At 63.4% G+C, this 642-nt stretch carries 2 protein-coding genes; both read right to left on the bottom strand.

Annotated features, from left to right (window positions below; genetic code table 11):
- The coding region (locus IG69_RS21860) for a sigma-70 family RNA polymerase sigma factor (protein WP_157577750.1) at positions 1–306 on the bottom strand (306 nt) is incomplete at its 3' end.
- The coding region (locus IG69_RS0119505) for a nuclear transport factor 2 family protein (protein WP_030529827.1) at positions 278–642 on the bottom strand (365 nt) is incomplete at its 5' end. The genes IG69_RS21860 and IG69_RS0119505, both read right to left, overlap by 29 nt.

The following is a 642-nucleotide window of genomic DNA, read 5'->3' as shown; positions in this document are numbered from 1 at the left end:
GTCGGCCGGTATTGAGCGACGATCGTGATGGCGCAGAAAATCAAGGCACCTGTTCGTCGCAATCCGGTAGAGCCAGGTCCGAGCCGAAGCGCGTCCCTCAAACGTGCCCGCTGCCAGCAGCGCTTTGGCGAACACATCCTGACAGAGGTCCTCAGCATCAATGGCTGAGCCGGTCATCCGGTAGCAGTGGCGAAAGATCTCACCCTGATGCGCCGCATATAGCGTTGCGAGGTCGGCGTGATTGAGGATGCTGCGGCTCTGACCGCCGCGACCTTCGTTAGCTGTGGGTGAATGAGTGGTGCTCATGCACGATGCTCCATCTGCCCTGTACATCGCGGCGCAGGCCGAACGACAGACGCAGGCGCCGGCGCGGATCGCGCTGTAGGTCCTCATCGGTCCCGCACCTGATGAGGGCCCAAGCGAAACCAACGCTGTCGCCAGCCTCGACGAACAACTCCTCTGGATCGAAGTGAGCGCCGCCACGCATCCACTGCACGAACGGGCGCCAGGCCGCCGAGTACGCTTCCGTGCCGCGGACGCCTCCCTCGGGAGGCGAGACATCGAACATTACGCAATCCGGGGCGTGGTCGGCCAGAATCTTTGCCACGTTGCCGTTCCGGACGGCATCCAGCCAGCGGATCA

The organism is Phycicoccus jejuensis (assembly GCF_000720925.1).
GTDB lineage: Bacteria > Actinomycetota > Actinomycetes > Actinomycetales > Dermatophilaceae > Phycicoccus > Phycicoccus jejuensis.
This window is presented reverse-complemented; position numbering and strand designations above follow the sequence as displayed.